Annotated in this window: 19 protein-coding genes and 2 pseudogenes; 14 read left to right on the forward strand and 7 right to left on the reverse strand. The window is 73.8% G+C overall.

The genetic code is table 11. The features are described from left to right. Positions 1-20 precede the first annotated feature (20 nt). The 3 genes from DRB96_RS15985 to DRB96_RS15995 form a co-directional block, all read right to left on the reverse strand. A complete protein-coding gene (locus DRB96_RS15985; RefSeq protein ID WP_204357743.1) occupies positions 21-1,226 on the reverse strand; it encodes a hypothetical protein in 1,206 nt (401 codons plus the stop codon). A gap of 198 nt (positions 1,227-1,424) precedes the next feature. Then, positions 1,425-1,646: a hypothetical protein gene (locus DRB96_RS44630; RefSeq protein WP_239517731.1), complete on the reverse strand. Its 222-nt coding sequence runs from the start codon at positions 1,644-1,646 to the stop codon at positions 1,425-1,427. Between the two features lie 589 nt (positions 1,647-2,235). Next, positions 2,236-3,300 carry a helix-turn-helix domain-containing protein gene (locus DRB96_RS15995; RefSeq protein WP_112449072.1) on the reverse strand — a complete coding sequence of 355 codons (1,065 nt, stop codon included), beginning with the start codon at positions 3,298-3,300 and terminating at the stop codon, positions 2,236-2,238. A 118-nt stretch (positions 3,301-3,418) separates the two neighbouring features. On the opposite strand from DRB96_RS15995, the gene DRB96_RS16000 reads away from it, so the two are divergent. Then, positions 3,419-4,324: an alpha/beta hydrolase gene (locus DRB96_RS16000; RefSeq protein WP_112453462.1), complete on the forward strand. Its 906-nt coding sequence runs from the start codon at positions 3,419-3,421 to the stop codon at positions 4,322-4,324. Positions 4,325-4,415: 91 nt separating this feature from the next. Next, entirely contained in the window at positions 4,416-4,904 is a 489-nt protein-coding gene (locus tag DRB96_RS16005) for a DUF6328 family protein (protein WP_112449073.1), read from the forward strand. Between the two features lie 52 nt (positions 4,905-4,956). On the opposite strand, the gene DRB96_RS16010 is transcribed toward DRB96_RS16005, so the two are convergent. Next, on the reverse strand, positions 4,957-6,501 hold the full coding sequence (locus DRB96_RS16010) for a DUF6056 family protein (protein ID WP_112449074.1): 1,545 nt from the start codon (positions 6,499-6,501) through the stop codon (positions 4,957-4,959). Between the two features lie 275 nt (positions 6,502-6,776). Here DRB96_RS16010 and DRB96_RS16015 point away from each other — a divergent pair, with 275 nt between their 5' ends. Further along, on the forward strand, positions 6,777-8,363 hold the full coding sequence (locus DRB96_RS16015; protein ID WP_112449075.1) for a glycoside hydrolase family 15: 1,587 nt from the start codon (positions 6,777-6,779) through the stop codon (positions 8,361-8,363). A gap of 37 nt (positions 8,364-8,400) precedes the next feature. Here DRB96_RS16015 and DRB96_RS16020 read toward each other — a convergent pair whose 3' ends face one another. From DRB96_RS16020 to DRB96_RS16035, 3 genes are all read right to left on the reverse strand, one after another. Then, on the reverse strand, positions 8,401-8,835 hold the full coding sequence (locus DRB96_RS16020; protein WP_112449076.1) for a hypothetical protein: 435 nt from the start codon (positions 8,833-8,835) through the stop codon (positions 8,401-8,403). Positions 8,836-9,367: 532 nt separating this feature from the next. Beyond that, a complete protein-coding gene (locus tag DRB96_RS16030) occupies positions 9,368-10,375 on the reverse strand; it encodes an AIR synthase-related protein (RefSeq protein WP_112449078.1) in 1,008 nt (335 codons plus the stop codon). Then, positions 10,375-11,352: an AfsA-related hotdog domain-containing protein gene (locus DRB96_RS16035; RefSeq protein ID WP_112449079.1), complete on the reverse strand. Its 978-nt coding sequence runs from the start codon at positions 11,350-11,352 to the stop codon at positions 10,375-10,377. Before DRB96_RS16035 ends, DRB96_RS16030 begins: the two co-directional genes overlap by 1 nt. A gap of 420 nt (positions 11,353-11,772) precedes the next feature. Here DRB96_RS16035 and DRB96_RS43780 point away from each other — a divergent pair. From DRB96_RS43780 to DRB96_RS16085, 11 genes and pseudogenes are all read left to right on the forward strand, one after another. Beyond that, a pseudogene (locus DRB96_RS43780) lies at positions 11,773-12,696 on the forward strand (4-(cytidine 5'-diphospho)-2-C-methyl-D-erythritol kinase); the annotation flags it as partial. Between the two features lie 162 nt (positions 12,697-12,858). Then, positions 12,859-13,944: pseudogene (locus DRB96_RS43785) on the forward strand (DegT/DnrJ/EryC1/StrS family aminotransferase); the annotation flags it as partial. Further along, positions 13,941-15,059, forward strand: a complete 1,119-nt coding sequence (locus DRB96_RS16045; RefSeq protein WP_112449081.1) for a DegT/DnrJ/EryC1/StrS family aminotransferase — start codon at positions 13,941-13,943, stop codon at positions 15,057-15,059. The pseudogene DRB96_RS43785 and the gene DRB96_RS16045, both read left to right, overlap by 4 nt. 20 nt (positions 15,060-15,079) lie before the next feature. Then, entirely contained in the window at positions 15,080-15,892 is an 813-nt protein-coding gene (locus DRB96_RS16050; RefSeq protein ID WP_112449082.1) for a class I SAM-dependent methyltransferase, read from the forward strand. Between the two features lie 19 nt (positions 15,893-15,911). After that, complete coding sequence (locus tag DRB96_RS16055; protein ID WP_112449083.1) at positions 15,912-16,868, forward strand: UbiA family prenyltransferase; 957 nt, start codon at positions 15,912-15,914, stop codon at positions 16,866-16,868. Between the two features lie 28 nt (positions 16,869-16,896). Beyond that, complete coding sequence (locus tag DRB96_RS16060) at positions 16,897-18,513, forward strand: class I adenylate-forming enzyme family protein (RefSeq protein ID WP_112449084.1); 1,617 nt, start codon at positions 16,897-16,899, stop codon at positions 18,511-18,513. Positions 18,514-18,570: 57 nt separating this feature from the next. Next, positions 18,571-19,833, forward strand: a complete 1,263-nt coding sequence (locus tag DRB96_RS16065; protein WP_112449085.1) for a nucleotide sugar dehydrogenase — start codon at positions 18,571-18,573, stop codon at positions 19,831-19,833. Further along, positions 19,830-20,816: an NAD-dependent epimerase/dehydratase family protein gene (locus DRB96_RS16070; RefSeq protein ID WP_162688484.1), complete on the forward strand. Its 987-nt coding sequence runs from the start codon at positions 19,830-19,832 to the stop codon at positions 20,814-20,816. The genes DRB96_RS16065 and DRB96_RS16070 overlap by 4 nt, the downstream gene beginning before the upstream one ends. Next, positions 20,813-22,384 (forward strand): FAD-dependent monooxygenase, encoded by a 1,572-nt coding sequence (locus DRB96_RS16075; protein ID WP_112449086.1) that lies wholly within the window; start codon positions 20,813-20,815, stop codon positions 22,382-22,384. The genes DRB96_RS16070 and DRB96_RS16075 overlap by 4 nt, the downstream gene beginning before the upstream one ends. Further along, entirely contained in the window at positions 22,381-23,388 is a 1,008-nt protein-coding gene (locus tag DRB96_RS16080; RefSeq protein ID WP_112449087.1) for an alpha/beta hydrolase, read from the forward strand. Before DRB96_RS16075 ends, DRB96_RS16080 begins: the two co-directional genes overlap by 4 nt. Positions 23,389-23,421: 33 nt before the next feature. Continuing rightward, complete coding sequence (locus tag DRB96_RS16085) at positions 23,422-25,662, forward strand: MMPL family transporter (RefSeq protein ID WP_112449088.1); 2,241 nt, start codon at positions 23,422-23,424, stop codon at positions 25,660-25,662. Positions 25,663-25,764 lie beyond the last annotated feature (102 nt).

Raw genomic sequence — 25,764 nt, forward strand, 5'->3', positions numbered from 1 at the left:
CCGCGCGGCTGCGGCCGCGGCTACGGCTGGCCGGTCCGGCCGGTCCGGCCGGTCTGACCGGAGCCGCGGCCGCCGGCCGCCAGCAGGGAGAGGACGGCGAGCACGGCGAGCAGGATCAGGACCAGCAGCAGGACGGTGAGCACCGTCGGGTGGTTCCACAGCGCGAACACGAGCGCGAGGACGAGCAGTACGCCGACGGTGAGCGGGCGCCGACGGGCCTCCACCCACGTGCCGACGCGCCCGGTGTGCAGCCCGTGGGCGGAACCCAGGCGCGCGGCGGAGTCGGCCGCGCGCTCGGCGCGGCCGCGCACGGCGCGCGGCAGGCGGCCGGCTCCGGAGAGGTAGGCGCCGAGCGCCACGAAGACCCCGAGGACCAGCGCGGTCCGGATGCTGACCCGCAGGAACCGCACGAGGGTGTCGAAGACCGCCGCTGCCGCCGCCGGTGACTGGACCTGCGCCGGGAGGTGGCCGAGGTAGTAGTGGCGTACGACGGCCAGCCCGACGGCGAAGACGAGGCAGGCGGCGGCCGCGCCGAGCGCGGTGGCCACGAGAGCCCGGCGGCGGCGCCGGGCGAGCACCACTCCGGCGGCACCGAGGACCACGGTGAGCACGGGCAGCCAGTTGCCGACGACGTCGAGCAGGTGGACCGCGCCCCTGATCTTCTCCAGCTTGTCGGAGTGGAAGAGCACCATCTGCTTGTCGACCTCGGGGATCTTCTCGGCCGGGGACAGTCCGGCGTCCACGAGGTCCTGTTTGACGCTCTCCACGGCGGCGCCGACATCGAGGGTGACCGTGCCCCCCTCGACGCCCACCGGGCCGCGGCCCTCACCGGTCAGCGCGTGCACGACCGCGGTGTGGGCGACGCGGTTGGCGGTCGTCCAGACGGTCTCGAACCGGTCGCTCTCCACGAACCGGGTCGCCACCTTGGAGACGGCCGCGTCCGCGGCCGAGTCCAGCTGCGGCCCGAGCGCCTTGACGGCCGTCCCGACGCGGGGCGGCAGCCCCTGGGCCTCCAGCCACTTCGCCAGGTCCGAGGTGACCTGGGCGCCGTCGACCCGGACGTCGGCCGCTCCGGTGATGCGGTGGACGGCCGCCGCCTCGATCGCCGGGTCCGAGGCGAGCGGGGAGACCGTGGAGACGTAGCGGCCGGTGTCGAGCACGATGTCGTGCACCCAGACGGTGAGCAGGGAGACCGGCACGAGGACGCACGTGAGCGTGATCAGCACGGCCGAGACCGAGCTCCTGGCCGCCCGCCCGGCGCGCGATCCGCGTGCCCTCCCCGCTGCGGACGCTTCGGCGGGCGGATCGGACGGCAGACTCATGGCACTCCCGGGAACGACGGATGCGAGAACCCGCTTCCGTCCATGGGACACATGCCGCTGCCGGATCCGCGCGTTCAGTTGCGCCCACCGTGTGAGCCCCGCCTAGAGTCCGAGCACGTACCACTGCTTCGCCGAGCGGCCGCGGACGTAGAGATTCCGGCCCCGGCCCACCGGGCGGACGGAGCTGCGGAGGGGGTCGCCGCCCGGCATCGTGAGGACGGCTTCCCCGTCCTCGACGAGGACGGCTCCGCCGTCGGTCAAGCGGCAGTAGTGGAGCCCGTCGGGGTGGTGGAAGCCGCCGCGCCGACCGCCGAGCATGACCACCCGGTCGCCGTGGACCGCCAGTCCGCGGGGGACGTCACCGGCTGGTCGCGCACACGGAGCTGCCCGGAGGCCCGCGTCTCGACGAGCGGGGAGTCGGGCCAGTAGACGGCCCAGGCGGTGGAGTCGGTGACGTTGAGGGCGCTGATGTCCGCGATGTGGCTGACGCCGGTGGGTATCCGGGTGTTCCGGTTCCCGACGGAGTCCTGCCCCCGACCACGATGCGGCCGTTGGGCAGAGCGTCGAGCCGGGCGGGGACCACGGCCACGCCGCACAGGATCCGCTCCTGCACCTCGCCCTCGTCATCGATGACGACGAGGGCGTCGAACGGCAGGCGCGGCGGCTCGGGCAGGGCCCTCCCGTACGGCGGGTTCGACGGGAGAACGGCATCGGGGCAGATGAGCCACAAGGCCCGTCCCCACGCGTCCACTGTGGAAGCCAGGACCTTCCGGTCGTCGTACCGCCGGGGCAACAGTGCGTGAGGACGCAGTGCCACCTTCTTCAAAAAACCACCTCGCGGGCGAAGGAATACAGCGCCTGATCATCGCAGAGGCCCTGGAGTCCGGGCCGGCGGGGGCCAGTCGTGTGCGGATCAATTCGGGGCGGTCGTGGTCGTGGTCGCGGTCGTGTCGAGCAGCCGCCATGCGGTGAGGGCGATTCTGGCCCGCAGCAGTCCGGTGGGCCGGGTGAGCTCGATGCCCAGCGCCTTCGCGATCTGTTCGACCCGGCGGGCGACACTGCTGTGGTGCAGGTGGAGGAGCTCGGCGGCCCTGCGGAGGGATCCCGTGGCGCAGAAGGCGTCCAGGGTCTCCATGTCCTCCGGGTTGCCGGCGATCCGGGCGACGGCGGCCACGTCGGCGTTGCCGCGCGAGGCGTCCTGGGGTATCTCGGCCAGCAGCGCCAGCGCACCGAGGTCCTCGTAGCGGACCACGGGTTCGCGCGGTCCCGTGAAGCGCAGGGCGGTACGCGCCTCTCGCCAGGCCCGCTCGGGGCTTCGGGCCGAGCCGATGCCCGCGCGGACGCCCGCGGGAAACAGGGACGGGTCGACGGCGGCCGCCAGCAGCACACCCACGTCGGCGAGGGGCGCCGCCTTCACCGGACGGGCCGGGCAGACGAGGGCCCCGAGCCGGTCGAGCGGGATCCGCGAGCGCACGGCGACGACGCGGACCGGTACGTCGGCGGCGAAACCGAGCAGCCGCAACGCCCGGGCCCGGCCCGCCTCGTCACCGTCGGCGCTGACCACCAGCTCGACGAGGGCCGGGTCGGCCATGGTGGTGCGGGTCGGCCCGTACCGCTCGGCGACGGCCGCGGCGGCGATGGCGAGCCGGTCCAGCAGTACCTCGTCGAGCGGGCTCGGCGGGCCGGGGCGCTCCAGCCACACCGAGCCGATCTCCTCCTCGTCGAGCGTGATCGGCGCCGTGGTCGACGCGGGCGCCGTCGGGCCGGCGGCCTGCCGGCCGTCGGGCGAGAAGCGGACCGTCCGGCCCGTGCCGTGCAGCCGGATCCCCGCGGCGCACTCGGCGAGGCCCGCCGAGGCCCGGGCGAGCGCGGGGAGGTCCACCCGCCGGCGCATCAGCGTGTCGTAGAACGCGATGACGCGGATCGCGCCGTCGACGTACGGATCCAGTCCTGACAGTCGTACGGCGAGTGCCTCCATGGCGGCAAGGATAGGAGGGCGGTCGCGTCCGGGGCCGCGCCGACCGGTGCGGGATCTCGGCGGGATGCGCGACGGCCGGCGGATGATCCCGCGGGCGGCGGACCGGAGGATGGCCCTCATGGATCCCGAACTCGAAGCGTTCATCCCGTTCCTCCCGCAACTCGACATGGACGACCCGGTCACCACGCGCGAGGCCTTCGCCGAGATCGCGGCCGCGGCGCCGGCGCCGGACACCTCGACGATGGAGGTCGAGGACCGCACGGTGTCCGCGGACCCGGATGTCGCCGTGCGCGTCTACCGCCCGCACCGGCCGCACCAGCCGCACCGGCCGCAAGGCGCCGTCGTCTGGCTGCACGGCGGCGGAGGCGTCTTCGGCGATCTGGACACCGAGCATCCCTGGGCCGCCGGGGTCGCGGAGCTCTCCGGGGCGGTGGTGGTCTCCGTGGGCTACCGCCTGGCGCCCGAGCACCCCTTCCCGGCCGCGCTCGACGACGCGTACGCCGTACTGGCCTGGACGGCCGAGCGCGGCGTCGACCCGGCCCGGATCGCGGTCGGGGGGCACAGCGCCGGCGCGAACATCGCGGCCTCGCTGGCGCTGCTGGCCCGCGACCGGCAGGGGCCGGCGATCCGCTTCCAGCTGCTCAACCAGCCGGGACTGGACGACCGGCAGGAGACGTGGTCTGCGCGGAACTTCACCGCGACGCCCTGGATGAACCGGGACAGGATCGCCGCGGGGTGGCGGCACTACCTCGGCTCACGGCCCGCCACACCGTACGCCGCCCCCGCGCGCGCCACCGATCTGGCCGGCCTGCCCCCGGCCCACATCGCCACCGCGGAGTTCTGTCCGAACCGCGACGAGGGCATCGAGTACGCGCTACGCCTGCTGCGGGCGGGAGTGCCGGTCGAACTCCACCAGTGGCCCGGCACCTTCCACGGCTCGCAGGCGATCCTGTCGGCCGACGTGTCGCAGCGCCAGATCGCCGAACTCGGGGCAACCTTGCGCCGGGCCCTGAACGGCGGATGACCGCCGCATGCGGCGGACGCATGCGGCGGGGGCCGGCGGGTAGGCGCGGCGTGACGGGACGGGACGAATCCAGGGAATCCAGGGAGGCGGCATGCCGGGCGGCACCGGGAAGGGCCGGGACGAGAGCGCGGAGGAACGGGCGGACCGGCAGTGGCAGGAGCTCATCCAGGAGATACGGGTCGCCCAGACGGGGGTCCAGATCCTCTTCGGTTTCCTGCTCACGGTGGCCTTCACCCCCGCCTTCGAAGGGCTCGGGCAGACCGAGAAGACGGTCTACATCGTGACCGTGGTGCTCGGGTCGCTGGCGACGGGCGCGCTGATCGGGCCCGTGGCCTTCCACCGCATCGTCTCGGGACGCCGGATCAAACCCGAGGCGGTCACGTGGGCCGCGCGGCTGACCGGCGCGGGCCTCGTCCTGCTGCTGGCCACCTGCACCTCCGCCCTCTTCCTCGTCCTGCGCGTCGCGACGCGCAACGCCCTCGTGCCCTGGCTCGTGGGCGGAGTGCTGGCCTGGTACCTGCTGTGCTGGTTCGTCCTGCCCGTGTGGGCCCGGATCCGGTACACGTCCGAGGAGGAATGACCGGCGGGGCCGGGCGCCGCCGCTGCGGGCGCGGCCGCTGCGGGAAGCGGGCTCAGCCGCGGTGGATCCGGTCGATGCCGTACCACTTCGACACGCAGGCGGCGACCCAGTCCCGCTCGTAGTTCCCCGTGAAGAAGGGCTCGGCGAGGCTGCCGATGTACAGGGGCTCGTAGGCCGCGTCCTTCGCACCCCGCGCGGCCTCGGCCCGGATGCGCGCGTCCTGGGCGTCCCAGGCCACGGACCGGGTGACCGCGGCGGTCGTGAGCCGCTGGACGTCCGGGACCAGCACGGCCACCGAGGCCAGCGCCAGGCAGCCCGCCGCCACGGCGCAGGCCGCCAGGGCCGCGCCCGCCCTGCGCAGGCCCGAGAGCCATCGCCCGCCCCACGCCCCGAGCAGGGCTCCGTAGCCGCACAGAGCCAGCTCCATCGGTACGAGGTAGCTCGTCCAGGTACGGGCGTACGTCCACCCGGTCGCGCCGTATCCGCTGCGCAGGCCCACCACCACCGCGAGCGACCCCAGCACCACCACGGGCACGGGGAGCAGCAGCAGGGCGGCCAGCACCTTGCGCGGGACGGCCCGCCGGGGCTCGAGCCGTCCGGGCGCGGCCCCGAGGCGCCCGCTCGCCAGCCCCAGCAGGACCCCGACGGCGACGGCTCCGAGGTAGGCCCACTGGCCGGTGACGGAGTCCCACATGTGCAGCCAGTCCCTGACGGTGCCCTTGAGTTCGTGCGCGGAGAGCAGCGACTCCTTGGCCGGCTGCTGCGCGCGGCGCCACCGGGCGCCGGGGGAGGAGTACAGCACGACCAGACCGCAGACGAGTCCGGAGCACCAGGCCAGGCACCAGGTGAACGGATGCCAGTTCCGCGCCAGGCCCAGCCGGGGCAGGCAGAGGAGTCCGACCATGCCGGCGAGCAGTCCGCTGACGAGCGAGAACGGCTCGCTGAGGGTGCCGAGCACGAAACCGATGAGGAACGCCGAGACGAAGCCGGCCACGCGGACGGCGGTACGGGGATGCCCGGCGGTCCGGAAGGCCAGCAGGAGCGACCACACTCCGATGACGCTCGGAATCGTGTGGGAGATGGTGGCGGGGGCCCACAGCAGTACCTGGTAGCTGCGGGTGCCCGCGAAGTAGACCAGCACTTGGACGACCAGGGCGCAGGCGATCAGGACCAGGAGCCGGGGTCTGCCCCCGAGGGACCGGACGAAGTCACGCCCCAGCAGGACCAGTCCGACGGTGAAGGTGACGGCGATGACCGTCGGCAGGATCTTGGTCCCGGCCAGTCCGTCGCCGTAGACGACACCGCTCAGGAAGGCGTTGGCGAGCCTGCCGTTCTGCGTCATGTAGAAGTCGGAGGTGATGCCGAAGACTCCCATGTCGCGGGATTTCCACGCGGCGCACCAGTCGTCGGACGTGGGCCGCACGTAGAGGCCGAGGAAGCAGCCGACGGCGACCAGGGCGCCGGCCGCGGCCACGAGCACCGCCCCCGTCGCCGGGAGGAGCCCGCGCAGGAGGGGGCGGCGGCCGGCGGCCCGGTCCGCCGTGGAGGAAGGGGGCCGGACCTCGTCGCTCTCGCCCGCGCCCGAAGCAGTGCTCATCTACCAGCCCTTCGCAGCGGGGCCCGGTCGGAGGGGCGGCCGAAGCGCCCGCCGACTGCGGTGACCGCACGGCCCGCGAACACCCATGATGGGCACGGCCCCGAGCCCCCGGCATCCCGGGTGCGCCAGTCCGGGTACGGCCTGACGGCCGCTCGGAGCTCCCGGGGGGCACCCGGCTCACCCGGGCGGCCGGTTGCCGTGGCGGCCTCCGCGGGGCTCTCCCAGGATGGGGACTCCGGGCCCGCGGGTACGCGGGCCGCGTGGAGGGAGTGGCGATGCCCGGAGTCCGGCTCGGCCGTTGGGCGGCCGCCGCGGCGGCCTTGGCGAGCGTCGCCGTTCCCGTGTGCACCTCGGGCCACCACCCCGGACGCTCCGTGGACCACCGCGCCGAAGGCCCCGCGGACCGGTACCCCGATCTGCACCCCGACCGGTACCAGGTCCAGCACCCCGACCAGCACGCCGGGCGCCACACCGGGGCGGCGCTCCCGGAGCGAGCCGTCCCGCCCGTCCTCCTGCCGGCCGGCCACCGCAGCCGGGACGAGGCCCGGATCGGCAACGCCTCCCGGCCGGCGCGCACCGAGCTGACCGTCGGCCTGCTGTCCAACGCGACCGCCACCGAAGGCGTTTCGCGATCGCTCGCCCAGGGCGCGCGGTACGTCGAGGGGAGCAACGTCCTGCGGCTGGCCTCCGGCCGGTGGACGTACCTTCCCGACGCCGGGACCGTGTCGGACACGGTCGACGCCGGCCATCCGCCGGCCCTGCGCCAGATCGAGCGCAGCCGCGCCTGGCTGGCCGCCGGCGGCGTACCGGGCGCTTCGCCGGCGCACCGGGCAGCGGCCGAGCGCGCCCTGCTCTCCCTGCGCGCCCTGCTCCGGCCCAACGGAGCCATGGCGGCGGGAGCGAGCCACGGCTGGCAGTACTCCTGGCCGCGCGACTCCAGCTTCGCCTGCGCCGCCTTCGCCCTCACCGGCCACGACGCCGAGGCCCACCGGATCCTGCGGCACAGCGCCGCGACCCAGCGCGCGGACGGCACCTGGGAGGCGCGGACGGAACTCGACGGATCCGGCCCGCCCGACGGCAGGCGCTGGCAGCTCGACGCCAACGGCTGGGTCCCCTGGGCCACCTGGCAGTGGTACCAGAGCGCCCCCCGGGCCACCCGCGGCGGCAGGCTGGCCGCCCTCTACCCGATGATCCGCAAGGCGGCCGACCACGCGGCGGACTCCCTGCGCCCGGACGGGCTGCCCCCGGCGTCCCCCGACTACTGGGAGCTGATGACGGCCACCGCCAACATCGGCACGGCCGCGCCGCTGCTCGCCGGGCTCAACGCCCCCGCCGACCTGGCCCGCGAGGCGGGCCGGCCGGCCGACGCCGAGCGCTGGGCGCGGGCCGCGGGCCGGCTCTCCGCCGGCATCTCCGCGCGGTTCCTTCCCCTGGGCTACCAGCGCACCGCGGACGGCCGCCACGGTCGGGACAGCGCGGTGGCGTTCATGGCGCCCCCCTTCAACGAGGCCCCCGCCGGTCTGGCCCGGGCGCTGGACTCCACGTACGGGGAGTTGCTCCTGCCCAACGGAGGGCTGACGCCCGGAAACGACCCGGGGGCGCCGTGGGGCGGCAACGCCTGGACGCCGAGTACGGCGTTCTTCGCGCTCGCGTGGGCCGCCACGGGCCGGCCGGCGAAGGCCGGACCGGTCCTGGACTGGGTCCTCTCCAAGCGGAACTCGCTCGGCGAGCTCCCGGAGAAGGTGGACAAGAGGGGCAGGCCCTCCTCGGTCGCCCCCCTCGCGTGGACGGCCTCGATCGCCGTCCTGACCCTCGTGGCGCTCGACGGCACGGTGCTCCCCACTCCGCCGCTACGGGGGTAGCAGGGCTCCCCGCCCGGCGCCACGGGGCGGAGCCGCCTCAGAGGGGCGCCGTCCCGTCGCCCGCCGGGGGCGCCGCGCGTACGTTGTCCAGCGCGGCCAGCAGATGGCGGTAGGCGAGCCTCTCGGCCGCCACCGCCCGCGCGAGGGCGCGGTCGTACGGATCGCGGCGCGACCGGGCCCGTACCTCGGCGACGAGGCGGAGCTCCCTCGCCCGGTCCACCTCGTTCCTGGCCTCGACGTACGCGTCGTCGAGGAGGCGGTGGTCCAGGACCTCGGCGAAGGCGGGCTCCACCAGCACGTCGATCCGGTCGAGGTCGTCGGCGCAGTCCGCGGGGGCCTTCCCGCCGCAGCCTTCCTCGAGCGCCCGGGACAGCGCTCCCAGGGTCACGCCGAGCTTCGGGTACCCCCAGGCCGGTGCGGCGTCGTTCCTGCACCCGGTGGCGAGGAGCAGCAGCACGGCGACGGAGGCCACGGCGCGGACCGTTCCCGGCGCCGGGCGCCCCCGCACGGCGGGGCCGGGGGGCGCGGGAGCCCCGCACACCGTGGAGCAAGGGGTCATGGGGAGCCCCGATCGCCGGCGGTCAGATGGGGTCGGGTGGAGCGGGTGGGTCAGGTGGAGCGGGTGGAGCGGGTGCTCTTCTGATGGGCAGGGTTCCGACCGCCAGGGTTCTGCCGGCCAGGGTTCTGACGGCCAGGGTTCTGACGGGCAGGGTTGCGGCGGGCGCGGCCCCGCGAGTCTCGCCGCCCCCCTCGCCCTCCCCGACGGACGCCTCCCCGCCGGACGCCACGCCCACTCCGGCCGGGCCCAAGCCGCCTCTCCGGCGGGCCCCCTCCACGCCGCCCCCCCCCCCCAGGCCCTCGCCCCCTGCCGTCCGCGCCCCGCCGCCCCCCTCGCCGCCTCCCCCCCCCCCTCCGCCTCCGCTCCCCGCCCGCACATGGCTCCGCACATGGCTCCGCCCGCACCGGAACGGTGCGGGCGGGGGGTCCTGCTGGATCACGTCCGGCTACGACAGCCGTGCGGGCGGGCCCTGTTCGGCCGCGAGCGGCACCCGGGAGCCGTCGGCGCGCACCAGCTCCACACCCGCTCCGGTACCGGGCAGCACCACGCCCACGTCGGCCGCCTCCCGGCCCAGCGGATGCCCGCGCAGCGCCTCGAGCACCTCCTCGGCACGGTCCGCGGCCACCACCAGGCACAGGCAGCTCGCGCTGGAGGCGTGCCAGGGGGCGACCCCCAGCGCGTCCAGCGCGATGCGCACCTCGTGGCGGACCGGCAGCGCGAGCTCCTCGACGCGCAGGTCGAAGGCCGTCCCGTGCGCCATCGCGCGCAGCACCGGGGCCAGGCCCTCGCCCGCCACCGGGCGCACCGCCCGCACCGCGTCCGGCGGCACGCGGCCGCGGACCCGGGCGAGCAGCGAGGCCAGCGGGGCGCAGGCGCCGCTGATGATGCTCTCGTACCCGAGCAGCTCGCGCACCGACAGCAGGTGGGCGCCGTAGCCGCCCAGCGGGGCGCTCAGCAGGATCCGGTCCCCGGCTCGCGCCGCGCTCCGCGGCGGCGTGCCCTGCGGGAAGACCCCGATGCCCGTGGTCTGGAGGTACAGCTGGTCCGCCTCGCCCGCCCGCACCGCGCGGACGTCCACGGCGGAGACCACCACGCCGGCCTCGCGCGCGCAGTCCCGTACGGAGGCGGCCACCCTGGCCAGCCGGGCCAGCGGCAGGCCGGCCTCGGCGATGACGGACAGGGTCAGCGCCACCGGTTCGGCGCCCGCGGCCGCGATCTCGTTGACGGTGCCGCAGACGGCGACCTGCCCGATGTCCCCGTCCCCGTAGAAGGGCGGGTCCACCACGAAGGCTCCGGTGTGCAGCATCGGGGAGCCCGCGCCGAGCGGCGGGCAGGGGGCCAGTACGTCCCCCAGCACCTTCTCGACCACCGACCGCAGGCTCTCCCCGCCCGGGACGGCGTCGCGGTCGTCACCGAGCCCGACGTGCCCCGCCGGGGCGGGTGCGCTCGTCATCACGCGGCCCGGGCCGCGGTGATCTCGGCCTCCGCGGTGACCTTGCCGAGCTGGGAGACCGTCAGCCGGATCGGCGCGGACGCCCGCCCGGCCGCGTCCGGGCGCACCGGGCCGGCCACCGCGGTGCAGCTCAGCGGCAGGTCCAGCTCCGCGAACCCGCGGAAGCGCACGGCCAGCGCGGTCAGCGCGGTGAGCTCCGGGCGGAAACCGTGGCTCCGGCCGGCGGCCAGCACCGCGGACTGCCGCAGCGCCTCCACCAGGAGCAGGCCCGGGACCGAGTCGGCGCCGTCCAGGAAGAACACCGGGTGCCCGGGGTCGATCACGAGCGCGGTGGTGGACGACTCCCCGCGGGTCACGGGCGCGCGGACCACCACGTCGGCGGGGTCGGTGCGGCCGACCGAGCCCGGCTCGGCGAGCGGTCGGGGCGGACCGTACGGGCGCGGAGCGTCCGCGGACACGGCGGCCAGCCGGCTGGTGGCACGGTGGTCGCGGGCCACCGCCGGGGGCAGGAAGAGGACTTCGGCCGAGCCCGTGCAGCCCGGCTCACCGTCGATGCGCAGGGCGGCGGCCAGCCGCAGCCCGCGCGGCGCCCCGCCCGGAGTGGTCGTGGTGGGCGTGGCGCGGACGTCCACCGCCAGGTGCGCGCCCGGTCCGCGGCGGCGCCAGACGGCGGGATCGGCCACGGCCCAGTCGAGCCCGACGAACAGGCAGGCGCGCTCGGCGGGCACCCGGAAGTAGCGGTACCCGAGGGACAGGCCCAGCTGCCGGAAGATCTCCACGAACAGCTGGGTGTCGTGGCCCCCGGCGCCGTCGCGGAACAGGGAGGGCGCGTCCGGCAGTTCGCCGGACAGCGCGAAACGCTCCCCGTCCGGCTCCGGCGCGCCGCGGCCGGGCAGCCACGGCTCCTTCGGCAGGTGGACGAGCCGGCGGGTGACCGCTGTCAGGTCGAGCCTTTCGAGTGTCGCGGTTCGAGACATCCTCACTCCTTGCTCGGGTGCGTCGCCGCTCCGTGCGGAGAGCTTCGGTCCGGCCCCGGCCGCGGGGTGTCCGGGCGTGCCCGTCCAGCTTCTCCGGGCGCCCCGCGCCGTTCCAGCGCACGGCGATGGCACGAAGTTGCACGGCAGGTACTGCTGTCGCCGCCCGCGCCCTCCCCGGGGTGTTCCGGTTACCCCTCCGGCAGGCCGCGCAGGCGGTCCTGGAGGGCGTACGGGCAGGTCACGCCGGGTGCCGAGATGGCTTTAGCCGGGCGCATGGACGCCGCCGCAGACTCTCGGCACCAGGGCAGCGGCGGGACGGATTCCGCCTCCGCGCCGCCCATCGGACGCCGTCCTTCCGGTCGGCGACGGTCTGCCGGAACACCCTTCGACACAGGAAGCAGCCACGTTGATGATCGAGATCTGGGACGCCGCACGGTGAGCGTCACGGTCCAGGTACCGGCCAAGGTCAACCTCCACCTCGCTGTGGGCGGAACCCGGCCGGACGGCTACCACGAACTCGTCAGCGTCTTCCAGGCGGTGTCGCTCCACGACACCGTCACGGCCACCCCCGCCCCCGAGCTCTCCGTCACGCTCGAAGGCGAGGACATCGGGGCGGTCCCCGCCGACCGGCGCAACCTCGCCGCCGCGGCGGCCGCCCTCCTCGCCGAGCGGATCGGCGTCGACCCCGGCGTGCACCTGCACATCGACAAGCGGATCCCGGTCGCCGGCGGCATGGCCGGCGGCAGCGCCGACGCGGCCGCCGCCATCGTCGGCTGCGCCGCGCTGTGGGGCCTGGACCCGAAGGACCCGCTGCTGGCCGAGGTCGCCGCGGAGGTCGGCAGCGACGTCGCCTTCGCTCTCATGGGCGGCACCGCCGTGGGCACCGGGCGAGGCGAGCGGCTCACCGCCCTGCCCGACTCCGGCCGCTTCCACTGGGTGTTCGCCGAAGCCCGGGGCGGGCTGAGCACCCCGCGGGTGTTCCGCGAGTACGACCTGCTGCTCGCCGAGTCGGACACGGCGGCCCCCGCGCCGGCCGAGCTGGCCCCGGCGCCCGACTTCGCGGCCGCCCTCGCCTCCGGGGACCCGGACCGGCTCGCCGCCCTGCTGCGCAACGACCTGGAGGGCGCCGCGCTGCGGCTGCGCCCCGAACTGGCCGACACCCTGGGCGCCGGACTCGACGCCGGGGCGCTCGGCGCGCTGGTCAGCGGCTCCGGCCCGACCTGCGCCTTCCTGGTCCGCGACGAAGCCGCCGCCGGGACGGTGGCCGCCGCCCTCGAAGCCTCCGGGCACTGCCGGTCCGTACGCACCGCGCACGGCCCCGTCGACGGCCCGGCCGCGCGGGTGACCACCGGGACGGACCGGAGCTCCCTCAACGTCTCCCAAGGAGCAGCCGTGAAGAGTGTCGAAGTTCCCGCCGAGCCCGGCGGCCGCGAGCACCCGGGGGTGCCGTTCTTCACCCAGGCGGCCACCTTCGACGCACTGTGGCCGTCGATCAGCGCCCACGTGCAGGACGTCTTCGACCGCAACAAGTGGTCGCACGGCCGCAAGTGCCTGGAGTTCGAGCGCGCCGTCGCCGCCTACACCGGCGCCAAGCACGCCATCGCGGTCAACAACGGCACCGACGCCCTGGTCATCCTGCTGCGCGCCGCCGGAGTCCGGCGCGGCGACGAGGTCGTCGTCCCCGCCTTCACCTTCGCCGCGACCGCCACCACCGTCGCCGCCATCGGGGCCGTGCCCGTCTTCGCGGACATCGACCCCGTCACGTACGCCATGGACCCGCTCTCCTTCGAGAAGGCGATCACCGAGCGCACCCGGGCCGTGATGCCCGCCCACCTGTTCACCCAGCTCGCCGACATGGACGCGATCTCCGAGATCGCGGACCGGCACGGGATCACCGTCCTGGAGGACAGCGCCGAGGGCATCGGCATGCGCTGGAACGGCAAGCACGCGGGCCTGCTCGGCAGGGGCGGGGTGCTGTCCTTCTTCCCCACCAAGACGCTCGGCGCGATCGGCGACGCCGGGATGATCCTCACCGACGACGACGAGGTCGCCGAGACGGCGCAGATCCTGCGCCACCACGGCCGCATGGGCAAGACCATCGACCACATCGCCGGCATCTCCAACCTGTCGGGCGCCTCCGGCACCAACAGCAAGATGGACGACATCCAGGCCGCCGTGCTGATGGCCAAGCTGCCCCGCCTCGACGAGGACATCGCCGCCCGCGCGCGCCTCGCGCAGGCCTACCACGAGCGGCTGTCGGGCCTGCCCGGCATCCTGCGCCTGCCCACCGTCGTGGAGCGGGCGGTCCCCACCGACGCGGTCTTCTACGTGTACGAGATCGAGGTCGAGCGCCGCGACGAGCTGGTCGCCCACCTGGCCTCGCGGGGCATCGGCACCGAGACGTACTACCCGATCCCCCTGCACGTACAGCCCTGCTTCGCGCACCTGGGCTACGGACCGGGCGACTTCCCCGTGGCCGAGGCCGCCTGCGCGTCGGCCGTGGCCCTGCCCTTCTACCCCGACCTGACCGGGGAGCAGCTCGACACCGTCGTCGCCGCGATCCGGGACTTCTTCACCGGGAGCCAGTCGTGAACACCCTGCCCTTCTTCCCGCCGGACCTGTTCGAGGGTGACAAGGACGCCCTGCTCAAGGTGCTGTTCGACGTCGGCACCGATCCGGAGCAGCGCTTCATCCTCGGCCGCCGGACGGCCGAGTTCGAAGAGGAGATCAAGAAGGCGACCGGGGCCGGCGCGGTCCTCGCCTGCGGCAGCGGCACGGGCGCGCTGGAACTGGCCGTCGGCGCCCTGGACATCGGTCCGGGCGACGAGGTCATCGTCCCCGCCTTCTGCTGCCAGCCGGTGGCCTCCGCCGTGGTCAACGCCGGCGCCACCCCCGTCTTCGCCGACGTGGACCCGTGGACGATGGTCATGGACCCCGACCACACCGAGAGCCTGATCACCGAGCGCACCAAGGCGCTGATGCCCGCGCACCTGTTCTCGATCATGGCCGACATGCCGCGGTTCGCGGACATCTCCCGGCGCCACGGCATCCCGGTCATCGAGGACGCGGCGGTCGCCCAGGGCGCGGTCCTGGACGGTGTGCCCGCCGGCCGCTGGGGCACCCTCGGCGTCTTCTCCTTCTTCCAGGTCAAGGCCCTGGGCACGGCCGGCGAGGGCGGGGTGGTCCTGACGGACGACCCGGAACTGGCCACCGCCGTCAAGATGCTGCGCAACCACGGGCAGGACGGCGTCAACCGCTTCCTGCACCACCGCATCGGCCGCAACAGCCGCTTCGACGAGGTCCTCGCGGGCTTCCAGCTGCACCGGCTGGCCGGGTTCCCCGACCGCCTGGAGCGCCGGGCCCGGATCGCGGACTACTACACCGAGCGCTTCGCCGAGCTCCACGACGAGGACGTCAAGGCCCCGCCGGCCGGACGCAACGGCCGCTGCTACTACGTGTACTCGATCCAGGTCTCGCGGCGCGAGGACCTGCGCGCCTACCTGAGCGAGCACGGCATCGGCTCGCACGTCTACTACCCGACCCCGCTCCCGCTGCAGCCGGCCTTCGCCGCGTTCGCGCCGCAGGGCGCCGACTGGCCGAACGCGCGCCGGGCCAGCCGGTCCAACCTCGCGATCCCGGTCTGGCCGCACCTGACCGACGCCGAGGTCGAGCACATAGCCGACACGATCTGCGATTTCTTCGCCTAGGCCCAGGAGGACCAGGACCCATGACCGTCACCACGGAAGCGGACCAGCAGCAGGAGTACGTCTTCGACTCCGCCTGGGACAAGGAGACCGAGCGGCTGATCACCAACGAGGCCATCTGGGACCCCGGCACCTTCGAGCGCTTCGAGCGGCTCGGCGTCGGCCCCGGCTGGCACTGCCTGGAGGTCGGCTTCGGCTCCGGCTCAGCGGCCCGCCGCCTCGCGCACCTGGTCGGCCCCACCGGCCGGGTGGTCGCCGCCGACCTCAAGCCCGAGCGCCTGATCGACGAGCAGGACGAGACCCTGCGCGTGCTCCAGCTCGACCTGCGCGAGGACGAGCTGCCCGCCGCCGCCTTCGACCTCGTACACGCCCGCATGGTCATTCAGCACCTGCCCGAGCGCGAGGCCCTGATCGCCAAGCTGGTGGGCGCCCTCAAGCCCGGCGGCATCCTCTTCCTCGAGGACACCGACTCCTCGACCCTCTTCCGCAGCGCCCACTCCGAGGAGTTCCTCCAGGACGTGCGCGCCGCCGGATACGGGCTGATGCGCGAGGCCGGCCACGACCCGCGCGGCGGCCACGTCGACTACCACATCGCGCTGGGCACCGGCCTGGAGGACGTGCAGGCCGAGGGCCGCGTGGTCATGGTCGAGGGCGGCTCGGTGCAGGCCCGCCACTACCAGCTGTGGCTGGAGTTCATGGCCACCCGCATCACCGCCGGGGGCCTGGTGACCCGCGAGCGCATCGACGAGGCCATCGCGCAGATGGGCGACCCCGCCCACCACTGGCTCAGCCAGGTCCAGATCTCCACCACCGGCCGCAAGCCGCTCGGCAACTGAACCGGCGGAGGAAGAGGGCATGACCGACACCCTGGCACCCGCACCCCCGGCAGCGCCGCGGATGACCCGTCCGCGTGCCTACGCGCAGCTGGCCAAGCTGAGGTTCTTCGACTACTACCTGGCCGCGCTGGTCGTGTGGACGATGCTGCCGCCGGACGAGCGGCTGGACCCCCGGGTCCTGCTGACGCTGGTCGTGCTCACCCTCGGCTGGGTCGGCGTCTGCGCGTCGGCCGTCGCGTTCGACGACGTCACCGGCTTCCGGGACGGCAGCGACCTCGTCAACTACGACCCCGCGCAGGCGCAGTTGCGCAACCGTGAGCTCAAACCCCTGCTGGACGGACACCTGACGGTCCGCCAGGCCCTCGGGTTCGGCTACGCGGCCCTGCTCTTCGGCATCACCTGGGCGGTCCTGGGCGCCCTGATCGCACCGCACCGGCCGCTGTGGGCCCTGGCCCTGCTGCCGGTGCTGGTCGGCGGCAGCGTCCAGTACTCCTACGGCCTGCGGCTGAGCCACCGCTACGGGCAGGAACTGGTGCTCATCCTGAGCACCAGCCTGGTCGCGGTGATCCCCTTCGGCCTCGTCCACGGCGAGATGACCGGACTGGCCCTGCTGGAGTCCGTGCTCATCGGCCTGTGGAGCGTGCTCGTCTCGCTCTACTCCAACATCAACGACCGCGACGGCGACATCGCCTCCGGCCGCAAGAACCTCGCGACCATGCTGCGGCCGCCCGTCTACGCCGCCGTCATCGCCGCGTTCAGCCTCGCCGAGACCGCGGCGATCCTCTGGGCCTGCGCCGTCGGCGCCGTGCCCTGGTGGTTCCTCCTCGCGCTCGCCCCGGTGATCGCCCTGCGCGTCCACCAACTGCGCACCGGACTGCTCAAAGGGCAGGTCCTGGTCGCCCGCAAGCTCGGCGGCCAGGCCCACCGCCTCGGCGTGGCCCTGCTGCTCGTCGCCAACCTGCTCGCCGTCCGCTGACCCGACTTCCACGAAGACAAGGCTGGGTATGAAGAAGAACCTGCGACCCAAGAACCTGGGCGCGCTGTTCGAGGCATACGCCGACGCGGACGTGCCGGCATGGCACCTCGACCGGCCCTTCGACATCGCTCCCGACGCCGGCCGCCAGTACGACGGGGCCCGCCTCGCCTCGCTCGTCGCCGACATGTCCGGCCGGCTGCGCCTGGCCGGCCTGCGCCGCGGCGACCGGCTCGCCATCATCAAGGAGAACCACCACGACGTGGTGCTCCTGGCCGCGGCCGCCGCCCGCATCGGGGCACTGCCCGCCATGATCTCGGCCACCAACGCCCCCGGCGTACTGGCCCAGATGATGGAGCGGTTCGCCCCGCGCGTCCTGATCGCCTCCGACTCCGTGCTCGCCGCGGCCGTCAAGGAGGGGGTGCTGCTCACCGGTCCCGGGACCCAGGTGATCTCCATCGACGGGGACGTCTCGCTCGCCCCCGACGCCGTCGGCCTCGCCGACCTCAGCGGCGCGGACGTGCCGCCGGTGGACCTGCGCGGCCGGGACGAGCCGATGATCTGCACGCACACCTCGGGGACCACCGGCGTCCCCAAGCTGGTGGTGCACTCCCCGAACACCCTGCTCGGCGTCCTCACCAAGCTGGAGACGATGCCGATCCCGGGGCTGGCGGTGCGTCCCGACGACGTGTTCGCCTCCTGCATCGCCTTCGTCCACGGACGCGCCATCACCTGGACCTTCGCCCAGATGGCCCGCCCGCCGCAGAAGGTGGTCATCCTCGCCGGCTCCGAGCCGGAGACCGCCGCCGCGATGCTCGCCGAGCACCGCCCGACGATCCTCGAGGCCTGCCCGAACATCTACCAGCGCTGGGAGCCGCTCACCGAGTCCCACCCGGCGGCGTTCAAGCGGGTGCGCGCGTACCTCAACACCTTCGACGCCATCCACCCGCCGACCGTCCGGAAGTTCATGGAGGCCAGCGACGTCCGCCGGCCCGTGTGGGGACAGGTCTGGGGCCAGAGCGAGACCGGCCCGGTGGCCATGGCCGTCTACTCCCGCAACAAGATCCGCAAGAACGCCGGCGCCCTGGATCCGGTGACCAACGTGGTCGGCCGCCCGGTCCCGTTCGTCACGCAGGTCAAGGTCGTCGACCCGGAGACCCGCAAGCCGGTGCCCGCCGGGGAGCAGGGCGTCGTGCTCGTCCGCACCAAGGGCCTGTGCCTGACCTACCTCGGCGAGGACGACCGGCACCAGGAGAAGGCCTGGGACGGCTGGTGGAACACCGGTGACATGGGTGTGCGCTCACGCACCGGCAACCTGCGCATCGTCGACCGCGAGGTCGACCTGATCCCCGGGGTCAGCGGCATCGAGCTGGAGTCGATCCTCCTCGAACGCCTGGAGCGCGCCACCGAGGTCATCGTCCTCGGCGACCCCGGCGGCCTGCCCGTCCCGGTCATCAGCCTGTCCGGACCGGACCTCACCGACCAGGAGTGGGCCGCGGCCACCCGCGACCTGCCCGAGCTCGCCGAGCCGCGGGTCATCGCCTGGGAGGACTTCCCGCGCACCGGCACCTGGAAGGTGCGCCGCTTCGACCTGCGCCAGCGCGTCCTGGAGTCCCAGGAAACCTTCGGCACCGGTCTCTGGACCTGATCCGCCGGTCAACCCACCCTCAACGGCCACCCACCCGGCCACCAAAGGAACGGACAGATGGCAAAGATCGTCATCATGGGACAGGGCTACGTCGGCCTGCCCCTTGCGATGCTCGCCGCCGAGGCGGGCCACACGGTCGTCGGCTTCGACGTCAGCGAGGAGCGCGTCAAGCGCATCGCGGCCGGCGAGTCCTTCGTCGAGGACGTCGCCCCCGAGCGGCTCCAGGCGGTCCTGGACTCCGGGGCCTACCGCCCCACCACCGAGGAGCGCGAGCTCGGCGGCTTCGACGTCGCCGTGATCAGCGTCCCCACCCCGCTGCGCGAGGGCGTGCCCGACCTCAGCCACATCGAGTCGGCCGCCCGCATCCTCGGCCGCTTCCTGCGCCAGGGCGCCACGATCGTCCTGGAGTCCACGACCTACCCCGGTACGACCGAGGAGCTCGTCGCGCCGATCCTGGAGGAGTTCTCGGGCCTGACCGCGGGCACCGACTTCCACCTCGGCTACAGCCCCGAGCGCATCGACCCGGGCAACCGGACCTGGACGCTGGAGCGCACCCCCAAGGTGGTCTCCGGCATCGACGAGGCCTCCCTCGCCGCGATCGACACCTTCTACGCCGGGCTGATCGACACCACCGTCCCGGTCGGCTCCCCGAAGGTCGCCGAGCTCACCAAGCTCGTCGAGAACACCTTCCGGCACGTCAACATCGCCCTCGTCAACGAGCTCGCGATGTACGCGCACACCCTCGGCATCGACGTGTGGGAGGCCATCGACGCCGCGGCCACCAAGCCGTTCGGCTTCATGAAGTTCACCCCCGGCCCCGGCGTCGGCGGCCACTGCCTGCCCGTGGACCCGGTCTACCTGTCCTGGCAGGTGGAGCGGAAGGTCGGCCGCCTCTTCCGCTTCGTCGAGCTCGCCAACCACATCAACGACCACATGCCCGGATACGTCGTCCAGCGGCTCATCTACGGCTTCAACGAGCGCGGCCGGGCCCTGAAGGGCGCCCGCGTCCTGCTGCTGGGCCTCGCCTACAAGCCCGACACCGGCGACGCCCGCGAATCGCCCGCCACCCGCGTCGTCGAGGGCCTGCTGCGCCTGGGCGCCGAGGTCCGCGCGGTCGACCCGCACGTCGTCGAGGGCCACGGGGTCGACCCGCGCCTGGCGCGCGTCGAGCTCACCGCGCAGGAAGTCGCGGACGCCGACGCCGTCGTCCTGCTCACCGACCACTCGGCGTTCGACCTCGAACTGGTCGCGCAGCACGCCGCGTACGTCCTCGACTGCCGGCGGAAGATCCCCGCCGGCCCGACGGTCGAGCACCTGTGAGCACCCCTCGGCAGCGGGTCCTGGTCACCGGCGCCACCGGCTTCGTCGGCGGCGCGGTCACCCGCGCCCTGCTCGCGGCCGGCCGCGAGGTGACCGCCCTGGTCCGCGACCCGGCCTCGGCCGCCGCCGCGGACCTGGCCGCCGCCGGGGCAATCCCGCACGCCGGCGACATGCTGCGGCCGGGCTCGTACACCGGGCTCGTCGAGCAGCACGACGCCGTCGTGCACGCGGCGCAGCAGCGCGTCACCGGGCGGCTGACCCCCACCCGGCTGGCGGGCCTGCGCACCGCGGACCGGGTCATGACCTCGGCGCTCGCCGAGGCCTGCCTGCGCCACGGCAGCAGGCTGCTCTACACCGGCGGCGCCTACGTGTACGGGGACCACGGCAACCGGTGGATCGACGAGTCCACCCCGCACACCCCGGCCCCGCTGGGCGTCGGCCACGCGGCCGGGGCCGCCCTGCTGCGTTCGCTGGCCGGGCGGGGGCTCGACGCCGTCACGCTCCACCCCGGGTTCGTCTACGGGCCCTGCGGCAACTTCAAGACCGCCTTCCTCGACCGGATCCGCTCCGGGCGGCTGCGCCACATCGGCGACGGCCGCGCCTACTGGAGCTGCGTCCACGTCGAGGACCTCGCGGCCGGATACGTGGCCGCACTGGACCGGGCGCCCGCGGGCGGCTCGTACAACCTCGTCGACGACGAGCCGCTGCGGATCGCCCAGTTCACCGCGCGGATCGCGTTCGCCACCGGCGTGCGCAAGGTCTCGGGCGTACCGCGCCCGCTCGCCGCGCTCGCCCTTGGCGGGGCCGTCGCGGCCTCGCTGACCACCTCGTACCGCGTTTCCAACCGCCGCGCCCGCACCGAGCTCGGCTGGAGCCTTGTCCACCCCACCGTGGCGGACGGCCTGCCCACGGTCCTCGGGGACCTCGCGGCCCGCCCCAGGGCCGCGGCCGCCACCACGCACGCAGGAGGGAGCAGCCGATGAGTCCGACCACAGCGGTCCCCGGCACCGACACCGGCGAGGGCCACGCCGTCGTCATCGGATCGAGCCTCGCCGGGCTCACCGCGGCCGCCGCCCTGGCCCGCACCATGGACCGGGTCACGGTCATCGAGCGCGACCGGCTCCCGGACGGCCCGCAGTGGCGCCGGGGCGTGGCCCAGTCCCGGCACGCCCACAACCTGATGGCCGCCGGCCACCAGGGGCTGGAGCGGCTGTTCCCGGGCATCGAACGCGAGCTGATCGCCGGCGGCATGGTCCGCGTCCGCATGCCCGAGGACATCCTGCTGATGGCCCCCGGCGGCTGGATCCCGCGCTTCGACACCGGCCTGTCGATGATGACCGGCACCCGCGACGTCATCGACTCGGTCGTCCGCGAACGGCTGCGCACCGACCCGAAGGTCACCTTCCTGCAGGAGCACGAGGTGGTCTCCCTCCAGGCCGGGCCCGGATCCACCGTCGCCGGTGTCCGGGTGCGCGGCAGGGACGGCGCGGCCCCGGCCGGCTGGGGCGCCGAGCGGTTCATCGCCGCCGCCTTCACCGTCGACGCCTCGGGCCGCAAGTCCCGGGCCCCCGAATGGCTCGCGGAGCTGGGCTACGAGGCTCCGCGCGAGACCGTCGTCGACGCGCAGACCGCCTACGCCACCGCGGTGTTCGCCCCTCCGGCCGGCCATGCCGCCGACTGGACGTGCATGCTGCTGATGGCCACCCCCGACAATCCGCGCCAGGGCATCCTCAACCCCATCGAGGACGGCAAGTGGATGGTGTCGGTGTCCGTCAGTGGCGGGCAGCGCCCGCCCACCGACCTCGACGGCTTCCTGCGCGCCGTCAAGTCCCTGCGCGATCCCGTCCTGTTCGAGGCCGTCCGGGACGCAACCCTGCTGGGCCGCATCCACGGCTCGGGCCGCACCGAGAACCGCTGGCGCCACTACGAGAAGCTGCGCCGCGCCCCCGACCGGTTCCTGGTCGTCGGCGACGCGATGGCCGCCTTCAACCCCTCCTACGGGCAGGGCATGTCGGTCGCCGTCCAGGGCGCGCTGGTCCTCGACCGGATGCTGCGCGACCACGGCGCCGCCCCCGGTCTGGCCGGGCGGCTGCGCAAGGCGCTGGCCAGGCAGGCCGCCGGGGCGTGGCAGATCGCCACCACCTCCGACCTCAAGTACCCGTGGGCCGCCGAGGTGTCCCCGCCCGACCTGCAGACCCGCATCGCGCAGTGGTACGTCGACAAGGTCGCCGCGGTGGCCCCGGTCAACCGTGCCGCCGCCACCGTGATCCTCGAACTGGGCCAGCTGCTGGTCACACCGACCGCGGCCTTCCGGCCCAAGGTCCTGGCCGCGGCCCTGCGCGGGCCGCGCCGGCCCGTTCCCTCCGCCCCGCCGAGCACCACGCACGGCGCGGCCGCCCGCACCTCCCCGGTGGGGGCCCTCACCCCTTCTTCCGGACCGCGGGCCGCGAGCTCCTCCGCACGGCCGCCCCAGGGCGGGCCGGGTGCGCGGGACGCGACGCCGCTCGCCGACATCGTTCCGATCCACGGCAGTTCAAGGAGAACCCGATGACCACGACCTCCATCCGCCCCGCGGACCTGGACGCGGCCCCGGCCCCGGCCGCGTCCGGCGGCACGGTCCGCGAGGACCTGACCTTCACCGTGCGCCCCGCCGCGGCGCCGGAGACCGAGTGGCGGCTCCGCGGCGAGCTGCTGATCCCCGAGCAGGGGTCCGACACCGTCCAGGTGCTGCTGGCGGGCCTCACCTACGACCGCCGCTACTGGACCGTGCCCGGCGCGTACGACTACGCCGCCCACATGCTGGCCGCCGGCTACGCGGTGCTGCTCCTCGACCGCCTCGGCACCGGCGCCAGCAGCCGCCCGGCAGCCGTCGACGTCACCGTCGACAGCAACGTCGAGACCATCCACCACGTCATCCAGGAGCTCCGCTCCGGCACCCCCGCCGGGCACTCCTTCGCCAAGGTCGTCTCCGTCGGCCACTCCTTCGGCTCCGGCCTGGCCATCGTCGAGGCCGCCCGCCACGCGGACGTGGACGCCCTGGTCGTCACCGGCATGCTGCACACCACGGCGCCGCTGTACGACGAGGTCATCAACTTCTTCCACCCGGGCGCCGAGGACCCGGTCATCGCCGACCCGGACCTGCCGCAGTGGTACATGACCCAGCGCCCGGGCCTGCGCGCCCGGATGCTCGAGCACGCGCAGGGCATCGACCCGGAGCTGTCGGCGCACGACGAGCTCATCAAGGCCACCGCCACCCTCGGCGAGGGCGAGAGCCTGCCCCAGACCTACCTGCCCGAGTACTCGCTCGCGGTCAAGGTTCCCGTGCTCCTCGTGGTCGGTGAGCACGACGCGCTGTTCAGCAGCGCGGACGTCGGCTTCGCCGCCGACAGCGCGGCCGTGCACGCCTTCGAAGAGGGCTTCTACGGCCCCGAGGCGGAGCTGGAGACCCACGTCATCCCGGCGACCGGTCACTCCCTCAACGTGCACCGCACCGCACCCGAGGCCTACGCGATCACCTCGCGCTGGCTGAACCGAAAGCTCTCCGCGTCCGCATGACGTCGGAGTTACGTTCCGAAAAAGGGGAATCCCATGTTTGAGAGTCTTTCCCGCGTCCTTCTCAATTCGCCAAAGAAGGTGCTGCTCTGGACCTTGCTCGTCGTCCTCCTCGCCGGAGGCGCGGCGGGCGGTCTGCAGAAGCGCCTCACGATGGGTGGATACGAGTCCACCGGAACCGAGTCCTTCAAGGCCGCGGCCGAGCTGGGTGAGACCTTCAAGCAGGGTGAACCCAACCTGCTCCTGCTGGTGAAGGACGAGCGCGGGGTCGACGACCCCGCGGTCGCCGCCGCGGGCGCCGCCCTCACCGAGAAGATCGCCGGCGAGGCCGAGATCTCCAACGTGGTCTCCTACTGGACCTCGGGCAAGGCCCCGGCCCTGCGCGCCAAGTCGGGCAACCAGGCCCTCGTACTGGGCCGGGTCAACGGTGACTTCGACGAGGTCATCGCCCGGATCAAGGAGATCGACAAGGAGTACACGGGCAAGGTCGAGGGGCTGGAGGTGAAGACCGGCGGCTCCGCGATGATGTGGCTGGAGAACACCACCCAGTCCAACGAGGACAGCGCCAAGGCCGACTCCATGGTCTTCCCGCTCGTGCTCCTCGTCCTCGTGATCATCTTCGGCAGCGTGATCGCCGCCCTGCTCCCGCTGGCCGTCGCCATGAGCGCGATGCTGCTGTCGATGGGCGTGCTGTTCGGCGTCACCATGTTCAGCGAGACCTCCAGCATGGTCATGAGCACCACGACCTTCCTGGGGCTCGGCCTGGGCATCGACTACAGCCTCCTCTTCGTCACCCGCTACCGAGAGGAACTGCGGCGCGGCAAGGAGATCAACGAGGCCATCCGCGCCACCATGCACACCGCCGGCCGCACGGTGCTCTTCTCCGCGCTGACGGTCGCGGTCGCCTTCCTCGGCCTGTTCGCACTGCCCTTCACGATGCTGCGCTCGCTGGCCTTCGGCTGCATCGCCACCGCGCTGCTCGCCGCCGGCTCGACGATCGTGCTGGTCCCGGCCCTGCTCAAGTGGATCGGGCCGCGCATCGACAAGTGGAAGATCATCAAGCGCAAGGAGAACCCCGCCAAGGACGGCGGCGGCTTCTGGCACACCACCTCGACCGCGGTCATGAAGCGCCCGGTCCTGGTCACCGTGCTCGTCCTCGCCTTCGTCGTCCTGCTCGGCCTGCCGGCCGCGAACATGAACGTGCGCCTGCCCGACGAGAGCGTGCTGCCCGCCGACGCCAAGTCGGCCCAGGTGGCCGCGCAGCTCAAGGCGGACTTCGACTCCCGCGAGCAGCAGCCCCTGCAGATCGTCGCCGTCGGCAGCGGTGACCCGAAGTCCAAGACGGCCGAGATCGGCTCCTACGCCGAGCAGCTGTCCGCGCTCCCCGGCGTGACCCGCGTCGACGCCCTCACCGGCTCCTACACCGGCGGCAAGCTGGTCACCGGGCCCACCGAGGCCAACGGCCGCTTCGCCGCCGCCGATTCCACCTTCCTGTCCCTCATCCCGGCCGTGGACCCGTACGGCGACAAGGGCGACGAGCTCGTCCAGGACGTCCGTGGCGCGAAGGCCCCCTTCGACGTCAAGGTCGGCGGCCCCGCGGCCGTCAGCGTCGACACCTTCGACCAGCTCGAGGACACCCTTCCGGTGGCCGCCCTCATCCTGTTCGTCGGCATGTTCGTCCTGCTCTTCCTGCTCACCGGAAGCGTGCTGCTGCCGATCAAGGCGATGCTCCTCACCGGCCTGAGCCTGTCCGCCACCTTCGGCGCCCTCGTCTTCATCTTCCAGGACGGCCACCTCAAGGGACTGGTCGGCGACTTCATCGTGACCGGCGCCATCACCTGGACCGTGCCGGTGATGCTCTTCACGATCGCCTTCGCCCTGTCCATGGACTACGAGGTGTTCATGCTGTCCCGGATCAAGGAGGAGTACGACCGCACCGGTGACAACGAGCTGGCGGTCGCCTCCGGTCTGGAGCGCGTCGGCAAGGTCGTCACCTACGCGGCCCTGCTGCTCTCGCTGGTCTTCGTGGTCCTGGTCACCTCGGGCATCAGCTACATGAAGGCGATCGGCCTCGGCCTGACCCTCGCCATCGTCATGGACGCCACCATCATCCGCGGCGCGCTGCTGCCCGCCACGATGAAGCTGATGGGACGCGCCAACTGGTGGGCCCCCGGCCCGCTGCGCAAGCTGCACCAGCGCTTCGGCCTCCACGAGGGCGAAGAGCCGCCGGCGAACGGCGCGAACGCCGCGGCGCCGCTGGCCTCCAACACCCGCTGACGACCCTGGTCGTGCTCTGTGCCTCGCCGCCCGGGAGACCGGGCGGTGGGGCACAGGGCGGACCCCGGCCCCGCGGTCGGCGGCATCCACCTCTGTCTCCTG

Source organism: Streptomyces sp. ICC1 (assembly GCF_003287935.1).
Classification (GTDB): domain Bacteria; phylum Actinomycetota; class Actinomycetes; order Streptomycetales; family Streptomycetaceae; genus Streptomyces; species Streptomyces tritrimontium.

What these genes read in the sequence shown, in the direction of transcription:
- DRB96_RS16085 (WP_112449088.1), top strand. Translation starts at nt 23,422, where the DNA reads ATGTTTGAGAGTCTTTCCCGCGTCCTTCTCAATTCGCCAAAGAAGGTG.
- DRB96_RS16050 (WP_112449082.1), top strand. Translation starts at nt 15,080, where the DNA reads ATGACCGTCACCACGGAAGCGGACCAGCAGCAGGAGTACGTCTTCGAC.
- DRB96_RS16080 (WP_112449087.1), top strand. Translation starts at nt 22,381, where the DNA reads ATGACCACGACCTCCATCCGCCCCGCGGACCTGGACGCGGCCCCGGCC.
- DRB96_RS16030 (WP_112449078.1), bottom strand. Translation starts at nt 10,375, where the DNA reads ATGACGAGCGCACCCGCCCCGGCGGGGCACGTCGGGCTCGGTGACGAC.
- DRB96_RS16000 (WP_112453462.1), top strand. Translation starts at nt 3,419, where the DNA reads ATGGATCCCGAACTCGAAGCGTTCATCCCGTTCCTCCCGCAACTCGAC.
- DRB96_RS15995 (WP_112449072.1), bottom strand. Translation starts at nt 3,300, where the DNA reads ATGGAGGCACTCGCCGTACGACTGTCAGGACTGGATCCGTACGTCGAC.
- DRB96_RS16055 (WP_112449083.1), top strand. Translation starts at nt 15,912, where the DNA reads ATGACCGACACCCTGGCACCCGCACCCCCGGCAGCGCCGCGGATGACC.
- DRB96_RS16035 (WP_112449079.1), bottom strand. Translation starts at nt 11,352, where the DNA reads ATGTCTCGAACCGCGACACTCGAAAGGCTCGACCTGACAGCGGTCACC.
- DRB96_RS16065 (WP_112449085.1), top strand. Translation starts at nt 18,571, where the DNA reads ATGGCAAAGATCGTCATCATGGGACAGGGCTACGTCGGCCTGCCCCTT.
- DRB96_RS16075 (WP_112449086.1), top strand. Translation starts at nt 20,813, where the DNA reads ATGAGTCCGACCACAGCGGTCCCCGGCACCGACACCGGCGAGGGCCAC.
- DRB96_RS16015 (WP_112449075.1), top strand. Translation starts at nt 6,777, where the DNA reads ATGCCCGGAGTCCGGCTCGGCCGTTGGGCGGCCGCCGCGGCGGCCTTG.
- DRB96_RS16060 (WP_112449084.1), top strand. Translation starts at nt 16,897, where the DNA reads ATGAAGAAGAACCTGCGACCCAAGAACCTGGGCGCGCTGTTCGAGGCA.
- DRB96_RS16010 (WP_112449074.1), bottom strand. Translation starts at nt 6,501, where the DNA reads ATGAGCACTGCTTCGGGCGCGGGCGAGAGCGACGAGGTCCGGCCCCCT.
- DRB96_RS16005 (WP_112449073.1), top strand. Translation starts at nt 4,416, where the DNA reads ATGCCGGGCGGCACCGGGAAGGGCCGGGACGAGAGCGCGGAGGAACGG.